Source organism: Novosphingobium rhizovicinum (assembly GCF_040813635.1).
Classification (GTDB): Bacteria; Pseudomonadota; Alphaproteobacteria; order Sphingomonadales; family Sphingomonadaceae; genus Novosphingobium; species Novosphingobium rhizovicinum.
Map to the genome: position 1 here is coordinate 40859 of NZ_JBFNXR010000017.1, position 16266 is coordinate 57124.

The 16266-nt window shown below is 62.2% G+C and carries 13 protein-coding genes and 2 pseudogenes; 9 read left to right on the forward strand and 6 right to left on the reverse strand.

The window, feature by feature from the left end; translation table 11 throughout:
• Window positions 1–265 precede the first annotated feature (265 nt).
• Entirely contained in the window at window positions 266–2644 is a 2379-nt protein-coding gene (locus tag ABUH87_RS01660; RefSeq protein ID WP_367768407.1) for a TonB-dependent receptor, read from the forward strand.
• A gap of 80 nt (window positions 2645–2724) precedes the next feature.
• Window positions 2725–2913, forward strand: a pseudogene (locus ABUH87_RS01665) (IS6 family transposase); the annotation flags it as partial.
• 274 nt (window positions 2914–3187) lie between these two features.
• Here the strand turns inward: ABUH87_RS01665 and ABUH87_RS01670 are convergent.
• Window positions 3188–3679, reverse strand: a pseudogene (locus ABUH87_RS01670) (trehalose synthase); the annotation flags it as partial.
• A gap of 44 nt (window positions 3680–3723) precedes the next feature.
• Here ABUH87_RS01670 and ABUH87_RS01675 point away from each other — a divergent pair.
• Window positions 3724–3840, forward strand: a complete 117-nt coding sequence (locus ABUH87_RS01675) for a hypothetical protein (RefSeq protein ID WP_367768412.1) — start codon at window positions 3724–3726, stop codon at window positions 3838–3840.
• A gap of 112 nt (window positions 3841–3952) precedes the next feature.
• On the opposite strand, the gene ABUH87_RS01680 is transcribed toward ABUH87_RS01675, so the two are convergent.
• The 5 genes from ABUH87_RS01680 to ABUH87_RS01700 all read right to left on the reverse strand — a co-directional run bounded on the left by ABUH87_RS01680 (window position 3953) and on the right by ABUH87_RS01700 (window position 11285).
• Window positions 3953–4276, reverse strand: coding sequence for a hypothetical protein (locus tag ABUH87_RS01680; RefSeq protein WP_367768415.1), 324 nt, complete (start codon window positions 4274–4276; stop codon window positions 3953–3955).
• 713 nt (window positions 4277–4989) lie between these two features.
• Complete coding sequence (locus tag ABUH87_RS01685; RefSeq protein ID WP_367768419.1) at window positions 4990–6036, reverse strand: IS110 family RNA-guided transposase; 1047 nt, start codon at window positions 6034–6036, stop codon at window positions 4990–4992.
• A 259-nt stretch (window positions 6037–6295) separates the two neighbouring features.
• Window positions 6296–8614, reverse strand: coding sequence for an EcoAI/FtnUII family type I restriction enzme subunit R (hsdR, locus tag ABUH87_RS01690; protein WP_367768422.1), 2319 nt, complete (start codon window positions 8612–8614; stop codon window positions 6296–6298).
• Window positions 8611–9840 carry a restriction endonuclease subunit S gene (locus ABUH87_RS01695; RefSeq protein WP_367768425.1) on the reverse strand — a complete coding sequence of 410 codons (1230 nt, stop codon included), beginning with the start codon at window positions 9838–9840 and terminating at the stop codon, window positions 8611–8613. The genes hsdR and ABUH87_RS01695 overlap by 4 nt, the downstream gene beginning before the upstream one ends.
• Window positions 9837–11285, reverse strand: a complete 1449-nt coding sequence (locus tag ABUH87_RS01700) for a class I SAM-dependent DNA methyltransferase (RefSeq protein ID WP_367769138.1) — start codon at window positions 11283–11285, stop codon at window positions 9837–9839. The genes ABUH87_RS01695 and ABUH87_RS01700 overlap by 4 nt, the downstream gene beginning before the upstream one ends.
• Window positions 11286–11786: 501 nt before the next feature.
• Between ABUH87_RS01700 and ABUH87_RS01705 the strand changes: the two genes are divergently transcribed.
• The 6 genes from ABUH87_RS01705 to ABUH87_RS01730 all read left to right on the forward strand — a co-directional run bounded on the left by ABUH87_RS01705 (window position 11787) and on the right by ABUH87_RS01730 (window position 16260).
• Entirely contained in the window at window positions 11787–13490 is a 1704-nt protein-coding gene (locus tag ABUH87_RS01705; protein WP_367768427.1) for a hypothetical protein, read from the forward strand.
• Window positions 13491–13542: 52 nt separating this feature from the next.
• Window positions 13543–13854, forward strand: coding sequence for a hypothetical protein (locus tag ABUH87_RS01710; RefSeq protein WP_367768430.1), 312 nt, complete (start codon window positions 13543–13545; stop codon window positions 13852–13854).
• Window positions 13855–13966: 112 nt separating this feature from the next.
• A complete protein-coding gene (locus tag ABUH87_RS01715; RefSeq protein WP_367768433.1) occupies window positions 13967–14494 on the forward strand; it encodes a hypothetical protein in 528 nt (175 codons plus the stop codon).
• Between the two features lie 124 nt (window positions 14495–14618).
• Entirely contained in the window at window positions 14619–15140 is a 522-nt protein-coding gene (locus ABUH87_RS01720) for a hypothetical protein (RefSeq protein ID WP_367768437.1), read from the forward strand.
• A 2-nt stretch (window positions 15141–15142) separates the two neighbouring features.
• Complete coding sequence (locus tag ABUH87_RS01725; RefSeq protein WP_367768440.1) at window positions 15143–15775, forward strand: hypothetical protein; 633 nt, start codon at window positions 15143–15145, stop codon at window positions 15773–15775.
• The gene (locus ABUH87_RS01730; protein ID WP_367768443.1) at window positions 15775–16260 is read left to right on the forward strand and encodes a hypothetical protein; all 486 of its coding nucleotides are present in this window, start codon (window positions 15775–15777) and stop codon (window positions 16258–16260) included. Before ABUH87_RS01725 ends, ABUH87_RS01730 begins: the two co-directional genes overlap by 1 nt.
• The last annotated feature ends 6 nt before the right edge of the window (window positions 16261–16266 follow it).

Sequence of the window (16266 nt, forward strand, 5' to 3'; positions counted from 1 at the left end):
CTTACAGGCTGGCGTCTGTGCGTGGTCAGCCATCGTAGCATCGGCCGTGCGGCTCCTGGCGGGCGCTCGACTCGCGCAGCACTGTTTTCTGCCTATGCGCAATCAAGGCGATGAGTGATTTCGGGCTGTCTGGAGAGACACCAGCAATTGTCGTTTTCGGTCAATCCTCTCCGCCTACCGGCCTGCTACGTTCCGGTTCGAATCGGGGGTGCTTGCAGGGCAACTTGTAGCCGCGAACGCGAAGAAAACAAAAGGGGGAAGGGTGTTGAGAGTATTGCTGACAAGCGTGGCTGTGCCGGTCGTTTCAATCATGATCGTCTCTCCGGCATCGGCGCAGGACGGCTCTGCGATGGTCCAGGAGCAGGCGGCTGCGTCCGCCGTTTTGAGGGACGGTGCTGCTACCGGCGGTGATATCGTGGTGACCGCCCGGCGTCGTCAGGAGAGCTTGCAGGATGTGCCGCTTGCCGTGGCCGTGATCGGGGGCGAAGAGCTCAGGCAGCGGCAAATCGCATCGGACCTGGACCTTCAGTCTGCCGTGCCTGGGCTCATCATCCGCCAAAACGGCAACGCCAACCAGTTCAACTATGCCATTCGCGGTCAAAGCGTCGATACCTACACGAACTCGCCTCCGGGCGTTCTGGCCTATACCAACGAAGTGCAGCTGGTGAACCACACGGCGACCAGTCTCTATGATCTCGAAGGTGTTCAGGTGCTCAAGGGGCCACAAGGAACATTGTTCGGCCGCAACACCACCGGTGGCGCCGTTCTGTTTGAGACTGCCAAGCCTGGAAACGAGGTCCAAGGCTATGCGCTGGCGCGCTATGGCAACTACGACATGCGCCACTTCGAGGGGGCCGTAACCCTGCCGGTCAGCGAAGCCTTGCGGCTGCGCGTCGCGGCCGTGCACGCAGCGGGCGGGGCGTTCGTCAAGGACATCAGCTCCGGCGAGCGCCTGGGCAAACGCATCAGCACATCCGTGCGCGGCACCTTGCTGTTCGAGCCGACTGCCACCTTCAGCAATACCACTGTTGTCCAACACACCGACGAGGGCGGGACCAATCTGCCAAGCGTCTTCTTTTCATACTATCCGTGTGGTTCCACCTTCAACGGAGCTCCGCTCTTCTCCGGTGCGCCCTGTCTTTATCAACCAGGCTCGGCGCCCTTCGATGCGTATGTCGCCGCCAATCCGAACCTCTATGCCGGCGGGGTGCCGGGCTATGCAGAGCTTCAGAAGCAGCTGGGCCAGCGGCGGGTCGATGTGAACACGCCGCTGCCGCATGAGGCTAAGAGTACGTCCATCATCAACACGACGACCTACGAAGCTTCGCCCGGCGTGACGTTCAAGAACATCTTCGGGTACAACAAGACAAGCGCCGACGACGGTTTCGACTATGATGGAACGCCGTACCTCATCTTCCATGCCGCGACCAACGTCGTCGACGCCACCCGGATGAGCGACACCAGCGGCCTTTTCGTCCGGCGCACGGAGCAGATTTCCGACGAGCTACAGTTACAAGGAGAAGCCTTCGACAAAAGGCTGAACTACGTTCTGGGTGCTTACTACCTCGATCAGTCCGATATCAACAACTCAAGCCTGTACTCGTTCGATCTGACGCCCATCGCCGCTGGGCTGCCTTTCCGATACCACCAGCGGACAACCACGAAGTCGCGGGCGATCTTCGCGCAGGGAAGTTATGGCGTCACCGATAAGCTGAACTTGACCCTCGGCGGGCGATATACCTGGGACAAGGTCAGCGCCAGGCAGCTCCCCGGCTCCATCTTCGGGACCGATTTCCCGCGCGAGAGCATGAGCTGGCGGAAACCGAGCTGGACCGTGTCGCTCGATTACGAGCTCAGCGCCGACCTAATGGTCTATGCTGCCCAGCGTGGGAGTTGGCGTACCGGTGGGTACAACTATAGCGTGCTGCCGGTGAATGAGACGGCTGTGAATGGCGGGAACCGCTTTTCTCCCGAAACGACGCGCGATGTTGAGGTGGGCTTTAAGTACTCGGGGTCCGGTATGGGAATGCCGGTGACCTTCAATGCTGCCTTTTACAATCAGTGGGCAAGCGACGTACAGCGGTCGATCTACATTGTCGGTGTTGGCGGAAGCCCTACCTTGTTCACGGTCAACGTACCTAAAGCTGAGATTACGGGAGCGGAGGTGGACATGTCGTTGCGAGCCGCGTCGTGGCTGAGGTTGGGGGCATCCGGTGCATATACAAATGCAAGATACACGAGTGGCGCTGTCACCCTCTTGGGATCGCCGACGGTCTACGGCCCCTATGCGGATGCTCCCGAGTGGAGCGGAAATGCCTTCGCGGATATCAACCATTCGCTCGGCGGCGGCATGGGTGACCTGAACCTTCACTTCGAAGTGTTCGGCCAGACCAAGATGTACTTCTCCAACGTGGCCGCTACCCAGGCTCCTTTCACGACCATACCTGGGTACGTCTTGGCAAATGCCCGGGTTGCCTGGTCACAGCTTCTCGACACGCCGCTGACGGCTGCGTTCTACGCGCAGAACATATTCGACCGGCGCTACTGGGCGGGCGGGAACGCAGTAGGGCCGGCGCTCGGTATCAATACAGCAGTGCCGGGTCGACCACGCTCCTACGGAATCGAGCTGCGCGCGGACTTTTGATGCCTTCACCCCGTACTGCTCTGAGGGCACTGTCAAACCAAATGCACCTGCTGGTAAGCAGGCCAGGGTAGGGCAGGTGGATGCCTCGTTCGCGCAAGCCAGCCAGTCCGTTCCGGTACTTCAACTCGTCGCCTGAGGTGATCCGCCTGGTGGTGATGATGTATGTGCGTTTTCCGCTCTCGTTGCGGAATGTCGAAGACCTGTTGTTGTTCGAGCGCGGGATCGACGTGTGCCATGACACCGTGAGGCTCTGGTGGAACAGGTTCGGTCGGTGCTGTTAAACGTAACGCACCGACACTTGAAGGCCAGTCGCTAATGAGTTCTTCAGCGTGCGCCCTGTACGGCGTTTTTGCTGTCAGTCCTGCAAACTTCCTCGGTTAGTTTCCGAAAGCGCTACCGTTTGCCTGCTGATGGCAGGCAAACGGGGGCAGGATCTCGCCCTGATTGGGCTTGGCGCGGTTGCTTTGACAGCACCCGCGAAACCAGTCCGTGCTCTCGCGAGCAACGTGTAGGCCGCCAGGTTCGAGCCTGACCCCCTTTCGGTCAGTGCCTCTCCGCATGCGAGTGGACAAACTCGTCAAGCCCACCCAGGCGGAACCAGCGGTAACCGTAAGGCTGCAAGACGAATGCTTTTGCATCTCTCGGCCCGGTGATGAGACGCTCGTTGGTCTGCAGGCAGACCAACTCGCGAGCATCTCCATCGTCGGAGAAGTAAGGCAGGGTGCAGTCGGTCGCTTCGCCAGCGAAATTGTGGACGATCACCGAAGTCTCGCTTTCCCAATTGAAGCGGAGGGCGAGGATGCTCTCAGGCGTGTCCAGAACCGTCCAGATTCCCCTGCCGATCTCTGGCACCTCCCTGCGTAACCGCAGAGCGCGTTCCGTCCAGTTCAGCAGTGAGTCGCTTGAAGCGCGCTGCGTCGCCACGTTCACCTCGCCAAAGGCATAAGGGCCGCGATCGATCGAGGGGCGGATCGGTTTGTCGCTGTGGGTGAAGCCGCCGTTCACGCCGTTCGACCATTGCATTGGCGTGCGCGCGGCGTCGCGCTCCGCCGGCGGGTGTCACCATCAAAGGTCCGCTCATGGTGGAAGGCAAGATCACCGCGACCGAGGACGTGCTCGTGGGTGAGATCAGCCTCAACATACACAGGCACTCGGAAGTGCAATCCGGCTGCGCGCAGACGGGCGCCCCTGTCTAGGAGCGGCACGGCGCTCATCGCGGGGCGTACGGGGCGAGCGCCCGGCCGAATGCAGTGCATCAGCAGATCCGGTCTGGCAAAGGCTCGGCGGGCTGTTCCGCACCGCAGCTTTTCATTCGCTCGGCTTGATCGCCTGCGTTCCGGGTGCGCGCTTGACCTGAGTTTCCTTGACGCTTCCGACCCGCTCCCCCGCTTGCAAGCGCCTCAGCAGATGAAGGTTTCCGACATTTAGAACATTCACCCCATCTACGATGTAGTGCACGGATGGGTTCCTCGTCAGTTCGGCAAAGGCTGCCTTCTGTTCGTCGGTAAGAAGAGCGTACATCTCTGAGATAGGCGTATCATCGCGGACGATTTGGTCCCATTCCTTAGATGCCCTCCCAATCTCCTCCTCCCCAAAAGGCGGTCGGTGGAGGTACTCGAGCCGAAGGAACATGCGAGCGTGTTCTCTGGCGGAGGTCTCTTCGCGGGTGATCCTACCCCAGGTATCGTGTACGACGTGCTTCGATCGGTGACGCATGTTCATGGGTCGATCGTAGCCCCTTCCGAGGCGGCCCGCTACTTGGGTCGAGCAAGTTGATACACGATCGATGATCAACGCATGCGGGTAGCAGGCCCCCTCGGCGACATGAAGGTCCGGTCTCTTAAACCGAATGCCCAAGAGCTGTCAGTCAGCAAACCGCCGGCTTCAGTCGTAACCCTACGTGGCGCGGACAATGGCTGAACGTCGGCTCCTGACAAGAGCTGACGCTCAACCTGCGGCACGGGAATGACAGGTTTGTCCCCAAATTCGGTCGTTCGAGCCGCCGCTCCAATAAAATTATGAACGGCAGCTTCTCTATCGCGGCCCGAGTCAACAGGCGAAGGCCACCCTCCGCTGCCGCAAGGGCACCGGTGTGGCGGATCGGAAGGCGACAATACAACACTGGTTTCTGCCGAGCTTGAGATAGCCACACGGGGTTCGTGCTTCTCTCCGGGGTCGGCACGTAGCCGCCCCATGATGGGGTAAGACAAAGTAGCGTGGATCAATCTTTTGGACGCCCTTGCCGCTGGCGACAGGGCTGCAGCCGTTACGATCTCACGCCACCTTCGTCCCCGTGAGGACCTCTTCCTGCCGAGGCAGAACTGGAAGCTCCTGTCTGGCTCGTATTAGGCGGCCGTGCCCGTGGTGTCGGGTTCCCTGCCCCAGCGGAAGTCGGTGCCATCTGTCCACATGCGGTGGAGGATGACGGCCAAGCGACGCGCGACAGCGACGATGGCGCGCCGCATGCCTCTGCGCTGTGCGACCTTCATCCCCCAAGCCTTGAGCCACGACCAATGCCGGCTTTGTGTCATCAGGATCTGCGCCGCTTCGTACAGCATCGTTCGCAGCATGGTGTCGCCGGATTTGGAGATGCCGCCATCATAGTCGAGCTCGCCCGACTGATGCCGTCGCGGGGTCAAGCCGACATGCGCACCGACCGCCCTGGAAGGGACGAAGCGTTGGGGCTGGTCGATCGAGGCGCGATAGGTGAGCGCAACCACCGGGCCAACGCCGGGCGCGGTCATCAACCGCCGGCACACCGGATCGTGCCGGACTGTGTCGAGCAGCATCTTGTGGAGCGTGGCCAGCTGCTGGCGCATCACCCGCCGCACCGTCAGCAACGGTTCGACGATCGCAGCTAGTCGCGGAAAACCCTCGACCAGGTGACGGACACGGGCCTCATAGCCGACCGTACTGACGACGCCGACCTTGAGGCCGAAGTTGCGCAGAGTGCCGCGCATGTCGGACTCGATGTCGATCAGCTTGCGCTGGACGAGCTTGCGGCTGGTCAACAGCATCCGCTGCTCCTGCGCCGCCAGCGTCTTCACATGCACCGGCTTGAACAGGCCGACCCGCATCATCTGCGCAATGCCGCGTGCGTCGTTGCGGTCGGACTTGTTGATCTGCTGCGCTTGCAACAGCGCCTTCATGTGCCGTGTCTCTACGCAGATTACCGGGAGGCCTGCCTCGCTCAGACCGTTCACCAGCCACTGCGATAGCGGCCCAGCCTCGATCCCGACCCTCGCATAGTCGCCGCCAATCGAGGTCAGCAGCACAGCTATGTCATCCGGCTCCGTCGGCACCTTGCGCTCGCACAGCACCTTGCCGGCATCGTCCACTACGCACACCGACGTCTCCTTCACCGAGACGTCTAGACCCACGAAATGCGCCATCGCTCTCACTCCTTCCCTCGATGCACGAGGTCAGGTTCGACCCCGATCCAGGCATCGTACGTGAAGGGGCTGCCATTCCATCTGCTGTCGAAACGCAGCCGCCGCGATACACCATCTCTTGGGTACGCGCAGGCCCGAGCTGAACGGCTGAAAGGAAGGCGCGTTGCCGACCGGCAGCTCACGCCGCGAGCGGTCTAGCGGCTCCTGGGTCGTGAGCGGTCGCTCGGCTTTGCAGGTTGTTTAAGGCTTAGGCGGCCCTTCAGTCTCGCTTGTACAATTCATGCTGAAAACCCCGGAAAGTCTGACGGATATCACTTACGCTCCCCAGCCGCTGCACGGCATCCGCCGGGGTGCCGTATTTCAGTCCGAGCAGGTCCGGCAGCTTCTCGGCCGCAAGTTCCGCCTCGCCCTGTTCGACATATTGCGACAACACGAACTCTAGGAACTCCACCTGTTTCGTGTCCCGTCGTGCGAGGATGTCGGCCCGTCGCGCCTCCGCCCGCTCGGCGCGCTTGAGCGGCGCGCGGGTAAAGGCGATGTAGCGCAGCACGTCGAACAGGTCGCTCGCCTCGGCGTCGATCATCCGCCGGATCTGGCCGAGTTGCTCCCCGGCGAAGCCCCGCTCGGCGAGCCCCTCGATCAGCGCCTTGCGCGTATCGGGATCGCTCCAGATCCGCCGCAGCTCGTCCTCGTCCCGGAACAGCTCGGGCAGCTTGCCGAACAGCTGCTCGACGAACTGTTGTGCCGAGATCGGCTTGCCGCTGGCGTCCCAGAAGGTCGTGCCACTGATATGCTGGAACGTCCGTTCCTTGCCATCAGCCAGCTTGATGACGAGCTTTTTCTTCGGCGGCTCCGGCTCGTCCGGGCCTGGCGCCTTCGGCTCGGGCTCGCCCTTCGGCCTCGGCTCCCCCAGCGCATCGGGCGCCAGCGGCTCGCCGTCCCATTCGGGATCGTTGAAATGCTCATAGGCCTTCACGAAGTCGAGGATCGTGAAGTAGTCCTTGCCGTCGTACAGCCGCGTGCCGCGGCCGATGATCTGCTTGAACTCGATCATCGAGTTGATCGGCCGGAGCAGCACGATATTGCGCACGTTGCGCGCGTCCACCCCGGTCGAGAGCTTCTGGCTGGTGGTCAGTATCGTCGGGATTGTCTTGTCGTTGTCCTGGAACGTGCGCAGCCATTGCTCGCCAATCGCGCCGTCGTTGGCTGTCACCCGCACGCAGTAGTGGGGGTTGGCGCTCGTCTTTGCCTGATTGATCAGGTCGCGCACTATCCCGGCGTGTTCCTGCGTCGCGCAGAACACCAGCGTCTTCTCGCGCTGGTCGATCATGTCCATGAAGGTGCGCACGCGGTAAGCTTCGCGCTCGCGAATTTCTATCGAGCGGTTGAAGTCGCGCTCGGTGTAGCGACGACCCTCCTCGACTGTGCCGGAGACGATCTGGTCATCCGACGTCCAGACATACTCGTCGATCGTCGTGCCGATCTGGCGGACCTTGAAGGGCGTCAGGTAGCCGTCGTTGATCCCCTGCTTGAGGGAGTAGGTGTACACCGGTTCGCCGAAATAGGCGTAGGTGTCGGCGTTGGCCTTGCGCCGGGGCGTCGCGGTGAGGCCGATCTGCACCGCGGGCGCAAAATATTCGAGGATTGCGCGCCACTCGCTCTCATCCTTGGCGCCGCCGCGATGGCATTCGTCGATGATGATGCAGTCGAAGAAGTCGGGCGGATATTCGCCGAACCACGGCGCTGGGTCGCCCTTCTCGTCGGTGCCCGACATGAAGGTCTGGAAGATCGTGAAGAACACGCTGGCGTTCTTCGGCACCGCACCCTTCTTACGGATTTCACCGGGGCTGATCCGCGCGCGGGCATCGTCGCCGAAAGCATCAAAGCTGTTGTAGGCTTGGTCCGCTAGGATGTTGCGGTCGGCTAGGAACAGGATGCGCGGGCGGCGTGTCGGCTCGCCGTCTGTCTTCCAGTCGCTGATGTTCCAGCGTGTCTGGAACAGCTTCCACGCGATTTGGAACGCGATCACCGTCTTCCCCGTGCCGGTGGCGAGCGTCAGGAGGATACGGTCGCGCCCATCGGCGATGGCATCAAGCGTGCGCTGGATGGCGTTGTACTGGTAGTATCGCGGCTCGAACCGCCCGTCGGTCTGCAACGGCACGGCGGCGAAGCGATCGCGCCAGCAATTGGACTCGGCAAAGGTCTGCGCCCACAGCTCGTCCGGCGTCGGCCAGCGCTCGACCAGCCCCTCGGCGCCGGTCTGCATGTCGATGCGGTAAATGGCCGTGCCGTTGGTGGCGAAGGCGAAGCGGGTTTGCAGGCAGGCGGCATAGTCCTTCGCCTGCGCCACCCCCTCGGTATAGCTCTTGGCCCCTGCCTTCGCCTCGACCGCGGCGAGCTTGGTGTTGCGATAGACCAGCACGTAATCGGCGGCCTTGGCGCTTGCTCGCCGACCGCCGCCCATGATCCGCCCCGGCGCGATCACCTCGCGCCGCGTCCGGCTGTCCGGCACCACGCCCCAGCCAGCGGCGTGCAGGGCGGGGTCGATCAACTCGGCGCGGGTTTCGGCCTCGTTCATGCTGCGAGGGGTTCTCGCATCGTGAGTTCACCGGAGAAGGCGCGTTGGAGGAGGGATTGCTTCAGGCTCTCTAATCTTTTGATCTTTGTCTTCGCTGAGTCTGCGAGCGACTGGGAAAGATCGTACAGCCTGTCCAGTCGCTCAACGATTGCAAGTTGCTCATCCATCCAACGGGGGTAGCAGATAGAAATTTCCTTGAGCAGCTTTGCCTTGATCCCGGACACCGTCGCTCCAGTTGCCTGCTCTAGGATTGCGCGCTGCAGCGGTGCTGAGCAGAGCATATATTTGAGAAACGTTCGATTGAGCCTGTCCGGATTAGGCTGCATTGTGATCAGCCGCTGGCCGATGACGACTTTCTCGTCAGTGTCTAACTGCGCCACATTCCCGAGAGGTGCCTCGGTCGTAAAGAGCACATCGCCTTGCCGGGGAAAGCCTCTCGTCATCCAGCTGTCGTATGCTGCGGGATCGATAAACTCCTCCGGTTGACGCTGAATGAAGCCCATCTTGACGTTCTTTGCCGTAATGAGCCTGACGCCCGCCTCTCGTTTGGGAGGCGTCTTGCCTCGATAATCGATGAACCGAACGTTCGCCTTAAGAGGCTCGACAATCCAATCGCTGCTCGGGGCCTCAAACACGTCGGCGAGGCAGCGCTCAAACAACTCCCGCGCATTGGCGAGGTTCTTCTCGGCGTTGGCGGTTGCGGTGGCGATAGCGGCGAAGGCCTCATCCAGCACCGCCACAATCCGCCGCTGCTCTTCGAGAGGCGGCAGAGGTATGTCTGACGCCTCTACAAATTCCTGAGGTACACGCTTGTGACCGACAGCGCCGGTCATTACTTTCGCACCGCGTTGGCGAAACTCGTCTCGATCCAAAAAAAGGTAAAGGTATTCTGCGAGAAGCTCTTGTCCCGGACGAATGACCATAAACTCGCTTGAGCCAAAGCCGACGCCGTTCTTCAGGTGGCGTGCGATACCGAGTTTACCATTCTCGAAGCAAGGCGTGATCTTCGCCAGTAGCACGTCGCCGTCGGCGAAGTAGGTGTATGACCGCGCCACCTCGGAGAGCGGGCGCTCGTCAGATGCACTCAGGTATTTCTGGCCGATCCCAAGATCGCCCATGGGCGCAAATGAGACAGGATCGTTATCCGATAATGCGGCGCGCGCCTGTCGTTTAGACGGCTTGATCTCGCAGACATCACCGATCCGGACAGTTTGCCATCCCTTCACAGCAATTCCTTCACTCGCGCGAGCACCTTGGCGCTTTCCGTATCCAAACGCGCGATCTCGTCGAGGATTTCAGCCGGGCTGCGCAGCGCTTCGGCTTCGGGCGCATTGGGGTTACGCACCGTCAGGTCGAAGGTCGCCGGGTCGAGGCTGTCCGCCGCCACGCTCCAGCTGTTCAGGCCCCTCGCGAAGCTCGCCTGCTTCGCCACGAAATCCGCCATGTCGGCATCGTTGAGCGGATTGGTCTTGCCCAGCGTCCGGCCGGGATCGAGCCGATAATACCAGATGCGCCGTGTCGGCTCGCCTTTCTCGAAGAACAGCACCACCGTCTTCACACCGGCGCCCTGGAAGGTGCCCTGCGGCATGTCGAGCACGGTGTGCAGGTTGCAGCTTTCGAGCAGCTCCTTGCGCAGCGCCACGCTGGCATTGTCGGAGTTGCTGAGGAAGGTGTTCTTGATCACGACCGCGCCGGTGCCACCCGCGCGCAGCGAGCGGATGAAGTGCTGCAGGAACAGGTAGGCGGTCTCCCCGGTCTTGATCGGGAAGTTCTGCTGGATTTCTGGACGCTCCTTGCCTCCGAACGGCGGGTTGGCGAGCACCACGTCGAACCGGTCCTTCTCCTGGATATCGAGGACGTTCTCGCTGAGCGTGTTGGCGTGGATGATGTTCGGCGCGTCGATCCCGTGCAGGATCATGTTCATCGTGCCGATCACGTAGGCGAGGCTCTTCTTCTCCTTGCCGTGCAGCGCCTGGGTCTGCAGCCATTCCTTGTCGCGCGTCGATTTCACCCGCGCGTTCAGATAATCATACGCCTCGCACAGGAAGCCCGCCGACCCACACGCGCCGTCATAGATGCGGTCGGTCAGCGTCGGCTTCACCACCCGGATCATCGCGCGGATCAGCGGGCGCGGCGTGTAATATTCGCCGCCGTTGCGCCCGGCATTGCCCATCTTGCGGATCTTGGCTTCGTACAGCTCCGAAAGCTCGTGCTTCTCGGCCTGGCTGCCGAAGCGGAGCTGGTCGACCAGGTCGAGCGCGTCGCGCAGCGAATAGCCGCTGGTGAACTTGTTCTTCAACTCGGCGAAGATCTCGCCGATCTTGTACTCGATCGTGTCCGGCTCGCTGCGGCCGCGGAAGCCCTGCAGATAGGGGAACAGCTCGCGGTTGACGTAGTCAATCAGGTCAGGGCCGGTGAGCGCGCGATTATGGTCCAGCTTACCCGCGGCATCCTTGGGCGCCCCCCAGTAGCTCCAGCGATGCGCGGCATCGAGGATTGGCATAAAGGGGCGGTCGGCGAGATCGGCCTCGATCGCGCGATTGGCCTCCAGATCGTCCAGATATTTGAGGAACAGCAGCCAGCTGGTCTGCTCGACATAGTCGAGCTCGGTGGTGCAGCCGGCCTCTTTCCAAAGGACGTCGTCAATGTTCCTGAAAACCTGTTCAAACACGCTCAATCACCCCGTTCTGTCCTGCAGGCTTATCGGGCCCGGGCATGAATGCAACATCAAGATCGAGCTGGGCCATGCCCCACGTCCGGCCAAGGATATGGTGGTTAGGCATCGGCCTGCCGGCGCAGGCCAAGGGGAAAGAAATCTTTAAGAAACAGCAGTATACAGAAGTTATAGTGACCGACTGTAATTTCTGGGGGCCCGGCACCGTCGGCGCCACCCCAGAAATGTCGGTCAGGGGGGCTTCCCCTGAACCCCTTGGAGCGAGGATGGTCGATGGCCGGTTTTCAATTCGGACACATCTCCACCTTCTCCTTCGAAGGCAACAGCGTCAACTTCTCCATAGACGAAGTTGCCGCGGAGGCTGCCCGGTTACCGGGGAGCCATCCGCACGTGGCCGAGCCACTTCCGCCTACGCTCCTCGCTGGCGATTTCACTCCGGACCAGGTTCCGGATGAAATTCGCCGTCGCGTCGCCGAGGCCAAGGCTGCGCTCAAGGGCGTGCGCACCGCTGATGGGAAGATCCAGCGGATTCGCAAAGACACCCATGTGATGGAGGCGCAGGTCCATTCCCATCCGATCTATACCAAGGCCCCGCCGCCCGATCACCAGGGTGAAATTCGTCCCTCAATGGCCGATCCTCTCTGGCGCACCCGCTACCTGACGTGGCGTTCCGAACTCATCCAATGGATCGAACACGATGCCCATCGACGCGGCCTCGATATGCTGTGCGTCGTCGAGCATCTGGATGAAGCTCATCCGCATATCCATGCGCTACTGGTCCCACGCCGCAGTCCAAAAAATCCGCGCCTCGACGCGAAGGCTACCCATCCCGGATATGCAGCCCAGGTCCGACGCAGGGCGCAGGCCAGGGAGCGCCTGTCGTCGGCAGTGCCCATTAAGGCCGTCGCGGCCGAACCTGAACCCGTCGAGCGGACCCGGACTCGGCGTAGGCGCGGAATCGACCTCGGGCGGCGTAGCCCCGCGCCGTCCAAGCGGGGAAAAGCCGGGCAGAAGGCGGGCGAGCCCGCCACCCTCGAACAACTCGTCAATCAGGTCGGCACCCGCGCCTACAAGGCTGCGATGCGCGGATGGCAGAGCCATCTCTATGAGACGCTCAACTTCAGGCATGGGCTGGCGCGGGTGGGTCCGGGCCTGGAACGTCTTAGTCGCAGGGCATGGTGGCAAAGACAGACCCAGAGCGAAGCAGTCCTTGAGAAGAAGGAGTTGGCCACGACGCTGGCGACCGTCGCCGACAACTTCGCTGGCCACGCTAGGGTCGTGGACGAACAGCGTCGGCAAGCGGAGAACGAGGCAGCTCGCTTCAAGGCCGAGGTCGAGGCCCTCAAGACAGAACTTGCCGCCGCGAACGATACGATTCGTCGCGCGGACGAACTCCCGCACATCATCCAAACCCTTGAAGCGGAGGAGGAGGCCGGGCGCCTACGCCTTGCCGCCATATCGGCGGATATTGCCGAAGCAGACCATAAGCTGAGGCGAGCACAGGATGCGGAAGCCGTCCGCAAGAAATCGGAGGCAGCCGCTGCGCAAGCGGAGAGACGTCGCGAACGAGCCGAGGCAGCGGTAGTGTCGTTGGAGCAGCGAGAGGAGTTCGTCCGCTCCGAGAGAATAAAGATCAACGACGAGAAGGTCGCGCTCAAAATTCGCGAACGCGACGTGAAGGCAAAACTTCGGGGTATGGCCGCCTGGGCGAATGGACGCCTTGACCTCGACGCAAATGATCGTCTGATTATTATTGAACCCAGGGCGGGACGTAATCCTGACGATGAACTCGCATCGCTCCAGCCTGTCGAGAGGTGGTTGATTGATGCGGTGAAGAGCTTGAATTCTCTATTCTATGATCGCCTCGACAGAACGTTGGACAAAGTGAAAAGGGTTATCAGATCCACCATTCGCGCTTGGTCGGAAGGGCTTATCTATCGCACAACGTCCTACGAGCATGGTGTAGGCCTTCGCAAGGACAAGGCACTGGATGCGGCCGTAAAATTCCAAGAAGAGACGTTCGATCATAAAGAGATCGTTTATTCGACCTTGCCGCTGCTCCCGGACCTCACATCAGTACACGATGTAATGAAGCAGGCCGAAATTATGCGTGGGACTCTCGACACGGCAGAACGCCGGAGGCTGAATGCCGTGGCTGCAAAATTGCATGAGTTAGGCGGCAGGGGGCCCGGGAGATCCTAACAATCGACGGAAATTGTGGGAAGCCATCGCCGTCAGCGGTGGGAGAGATGAAATGGGTCAGCAGAACGATATGGATGATCGCTTCGGTGTCGCCGAGAGCACGATCATGACGGTTATGAAGGAGCATCGGGGGCTGATCCGAACAGGCTGCTACGTGCCCACCCGCGATGAGGTAGCGACGAAAGCGTCCAGCTGGCTCGAGAATATCTTGGTCGACTGGTGGTGGGAGTCGCCGACCGCGCTTATCCCCACCTGGGGACAGGTGAACGACGTCCTCACCATCCTTCGCGCCCGCGAGGACGCCGACAGTCCCGAGATCCGGCGGATCATCGCCGAAGCGCCGAAGGCGGAAGACTTCATCTGAGGGCGGAGCCCTCGGAAGAGTTGGAGAGGAGCAGGGTGGCTGACGCTGAGAAGCGAAAAGTTCCTGCGCCGAGGCATGCAGCCAGCCTCAGCGCCGCCTGAGGCTCTTCTACATGAAGTACAAAAATGACGTTCACCGCGCGCGCGAGGCGCATGCCCGCGATTGCGCGAGCAAACTCGCGGCCCACGTCGGGTGGGCCTTCGCATCCCGCCCCGAGCTCCTCCCGCCCGCGGTGCGCGACTATTTCTACGAACCGTCGGCGCAACTCGTCCTGATTCCCTGGGCTGGTGAGCGGATGGTCGGGGTCGAGTCGGCGGTGCGCGAGACGCGATGCACTGCGCTGATCCTCGAGCCCGGTGCCACGAACGCTGGCTTGGCGACCAGCTATTTCACCGTTGTTCGTTGCGCCGGCGGGAAAGTGCACCGGCACCCTGCACTGCGGCTGTGGGCGAGCCTCAGCGACGCTCTCTGCCTCGTGCCTGATCCCTACGGCGACGATCCCGAGGGCAGTTGCTTCGCCGTGAGCCGGCAAGGGATCGTGCCCGCTGAGGCGCCCTGGACCAACGCTCTCGAGCACGGGTTCGGCTTCGGCAATGCCGATGCGCTGATGCTGGCGGCGAAGAAGCTGGAGTGGCGCTGACCGCGCAGCGCGGCTGTCCCCGGAAGAGAAGAAGCTCGGCCAGTGGCTGAGCACAAAGATGAAAAAGGGTGTTTGCCGCGACCCCGCTCCGCCGTCGCGTCACCCAACACAGGTAGATTATCAAATGGAAACTATGTTGCTCGAGCGCCCGGTTGCGGGCGCCTCCCTCCTGCCGCCCACCAGCCGTGCGGTGGCGTTGCGCGTGCACGCCTTTGCTGGCGCCATCGGAGGGTTGGTTGATACGACCGCTGCCGCGCGCGATCCGATGTTCGCCGGTAGCGTGGTGATGCCCTATGCCGGCCTGGTCGTGGCCGGCACTGCCTGCCGCCGGCCGCTGATCTTTCGCGAAGGCGACGCAGTGGCTCGCCATAGCCGGCTGGACCTTGGCCTGCTCCGCTTCGATGCCGAGCGCGGCGTCACCTTCGACATCCGGCTGCAGCAGCGGTCGGAATGGCTCTGCCACTATGTGGCTTGGCGCCGCGATGGCGACCTCTGGCTGGTGCCCGAAGTCGGCACGGGTCCGTTTATTCGCGTGACCGCGTGGGGCCTCGAGATCGAGGATGAGCCGCCGTTCGTCTTGGCGGACGAACGCGCCTCCGGCATTGTCCGGGCGCGGACGATCCCCAGCTTCATGGGGAGGATCTGACGATGGCCATCCGCAACAGGAAGCGCCGCACGAGCAAGCCGGCCCTGCAGGCCTCCACCGCCGTAAGGCCGGCCGAGCTGAAGCAGTTCACCAATGGAGGCGGAGCGCACCCCGGCTTCGATTTCACCCGCTATTGGTGGCAGGGTGAAGGTCCGCGCGACGGGATCACGCTCTGGATCCGGAAGAAGATTCGTCCGGGTGATGATCCGGACTTCGGCTATGCCGCGAAATGCGAGGTGCTCGTGCCGTCCGACGCGCCCGGCGATTATGCGGATCTCGACTTCCTGCTCGAGCGGTTCAACCGCACGCTGCCGCCGTTCGAGCGGCACGCGTTCATCCAGGTCAAGGTGACGCTCGATCCCCGCGAGCCCTGGCACGCCGGATATGAGCGTGTGCGAGCCTACGCCAGGAGCCACTTCGCGCGCCACGCGGTCATCCTGGTCGCGCATGTGCCGGGCACTGCTGGCCTCGACGGCAATGGCAGCCACGTGCATTGCGTGGTGCTGTCGCGCCCCTTGGGGATCAACGGGTTCGGAGGAGCCTGCCACCACCTCTGCTCCGACAAGGGACACGCCGACGCGTGGGCTGCCTGGCAGGCGCATCACTCCCTCACGGCAACGTACAGGAAGGTGTGATGCCGAAAGCCGGTTCTGGTGCGCAGCCGTCCGAATCGGCCGCTTGGCATCTCGCTCTCAAGGGGAGTGCCGCTATCGAGCAGATCCAGGCGAGCGTTCGCGCTCGTGAGTTGTTGGCCGAGGGTCTCGTGCCCCCGGCCGCCGGTATCGAGCCGTCCCGCTATGCTTGGGAGACTGCTGACGACCCGCCGTCGGACGCTCTGCCGGGCGTATGCCTCGCGGTTGTGGACGATTTCGCCACGGGTGAGGGGCTGAGCGTCTATTTCGTCGCAGGCTTTGCCCGAGGCGAGAACGCGTTCCGGAGGAGCATCGCGCTGGAACTGGGCGCGAACTTGCCGATCGGGCAGCGATCCGGGAGGGCACCGGCGCGAGCCTGCCTTCCGCGACCATGTTTCTCTCGCCGAGCTTTCGATCGACCTGGAAAGCGTTCGATCGCGGCGAGGACCGGCCGGCTCGTCGCGCGGTATTGCGCCAACTACTCCTGAGCAACA

Bases quoted from the DNA above. Each gene is read 5' to 3' on its own strand.
- hsdR (WP_367768422.1), bottom strand. From the start codon at position 8,614: ATGAACGAGGCCGAAACCCGCGCCGAGTTGATCGACCCCGCCCTGCAC.
- ABUH87_RS01710 (WP_367768430.1), top strand. From the start codon at position 13,543: ATGGGTCAGCAGAACGATATGGATGATCGCTTCGGTGTCGCCGAGAGC.
- ABUH87_RS01715 (WP_367768433.1), top strand. From the start codon at position 13,967: ATGAAGTACAAAAATGACGTTCACCGCGCGCGCGAGGCGCATGCCCGC.
- ABUH87_RS01685 (WP_367768419.1), bottom strand. From the start codon at position 6,036: ATGGCGCATTTCGTGGGTCTAGACGTCTCGGTGAAGGAGACGTCGGTG.
- ABUH87_RS01720 (WP_367768437.1), top strand. From the start codon at position 14,619: ATGGAAACTATGTTGCTCGAGCGCCCGGTTGCGGGCGCCTCCCTCCTG.
- ABUH87_RS01680 (WP_367768415.1), bottom strand. From the start codon at position 4,276: ATGTTCCTTCGGCTCGAGTACCTCCACCGACCGCCTTTTGGGGAGGAG.
- ABUH87_RS01675 (WP_367768412.1), top strand. From the start codon at position 3,724: ATGGTGGAAGGCAAGATCACCGCGACCGAGGACGTGCTCGTGGGTGAG.
- ABUH87_RS01730 (WP_367768443.1), top strand. From the start codon at position 15,775: ATGCCGAAAGCCGGTTCTGGTGCGCAGCCGTCCGAATCGGCCGCTTGG.
- ABUH87_RS01725 (WP_367768440.1), top strand. From the start codon at position 15,143: ATGGCCATCCGCAACAGGAAGCGCCGCACGAGCAAGCCGGCCCTGCAG.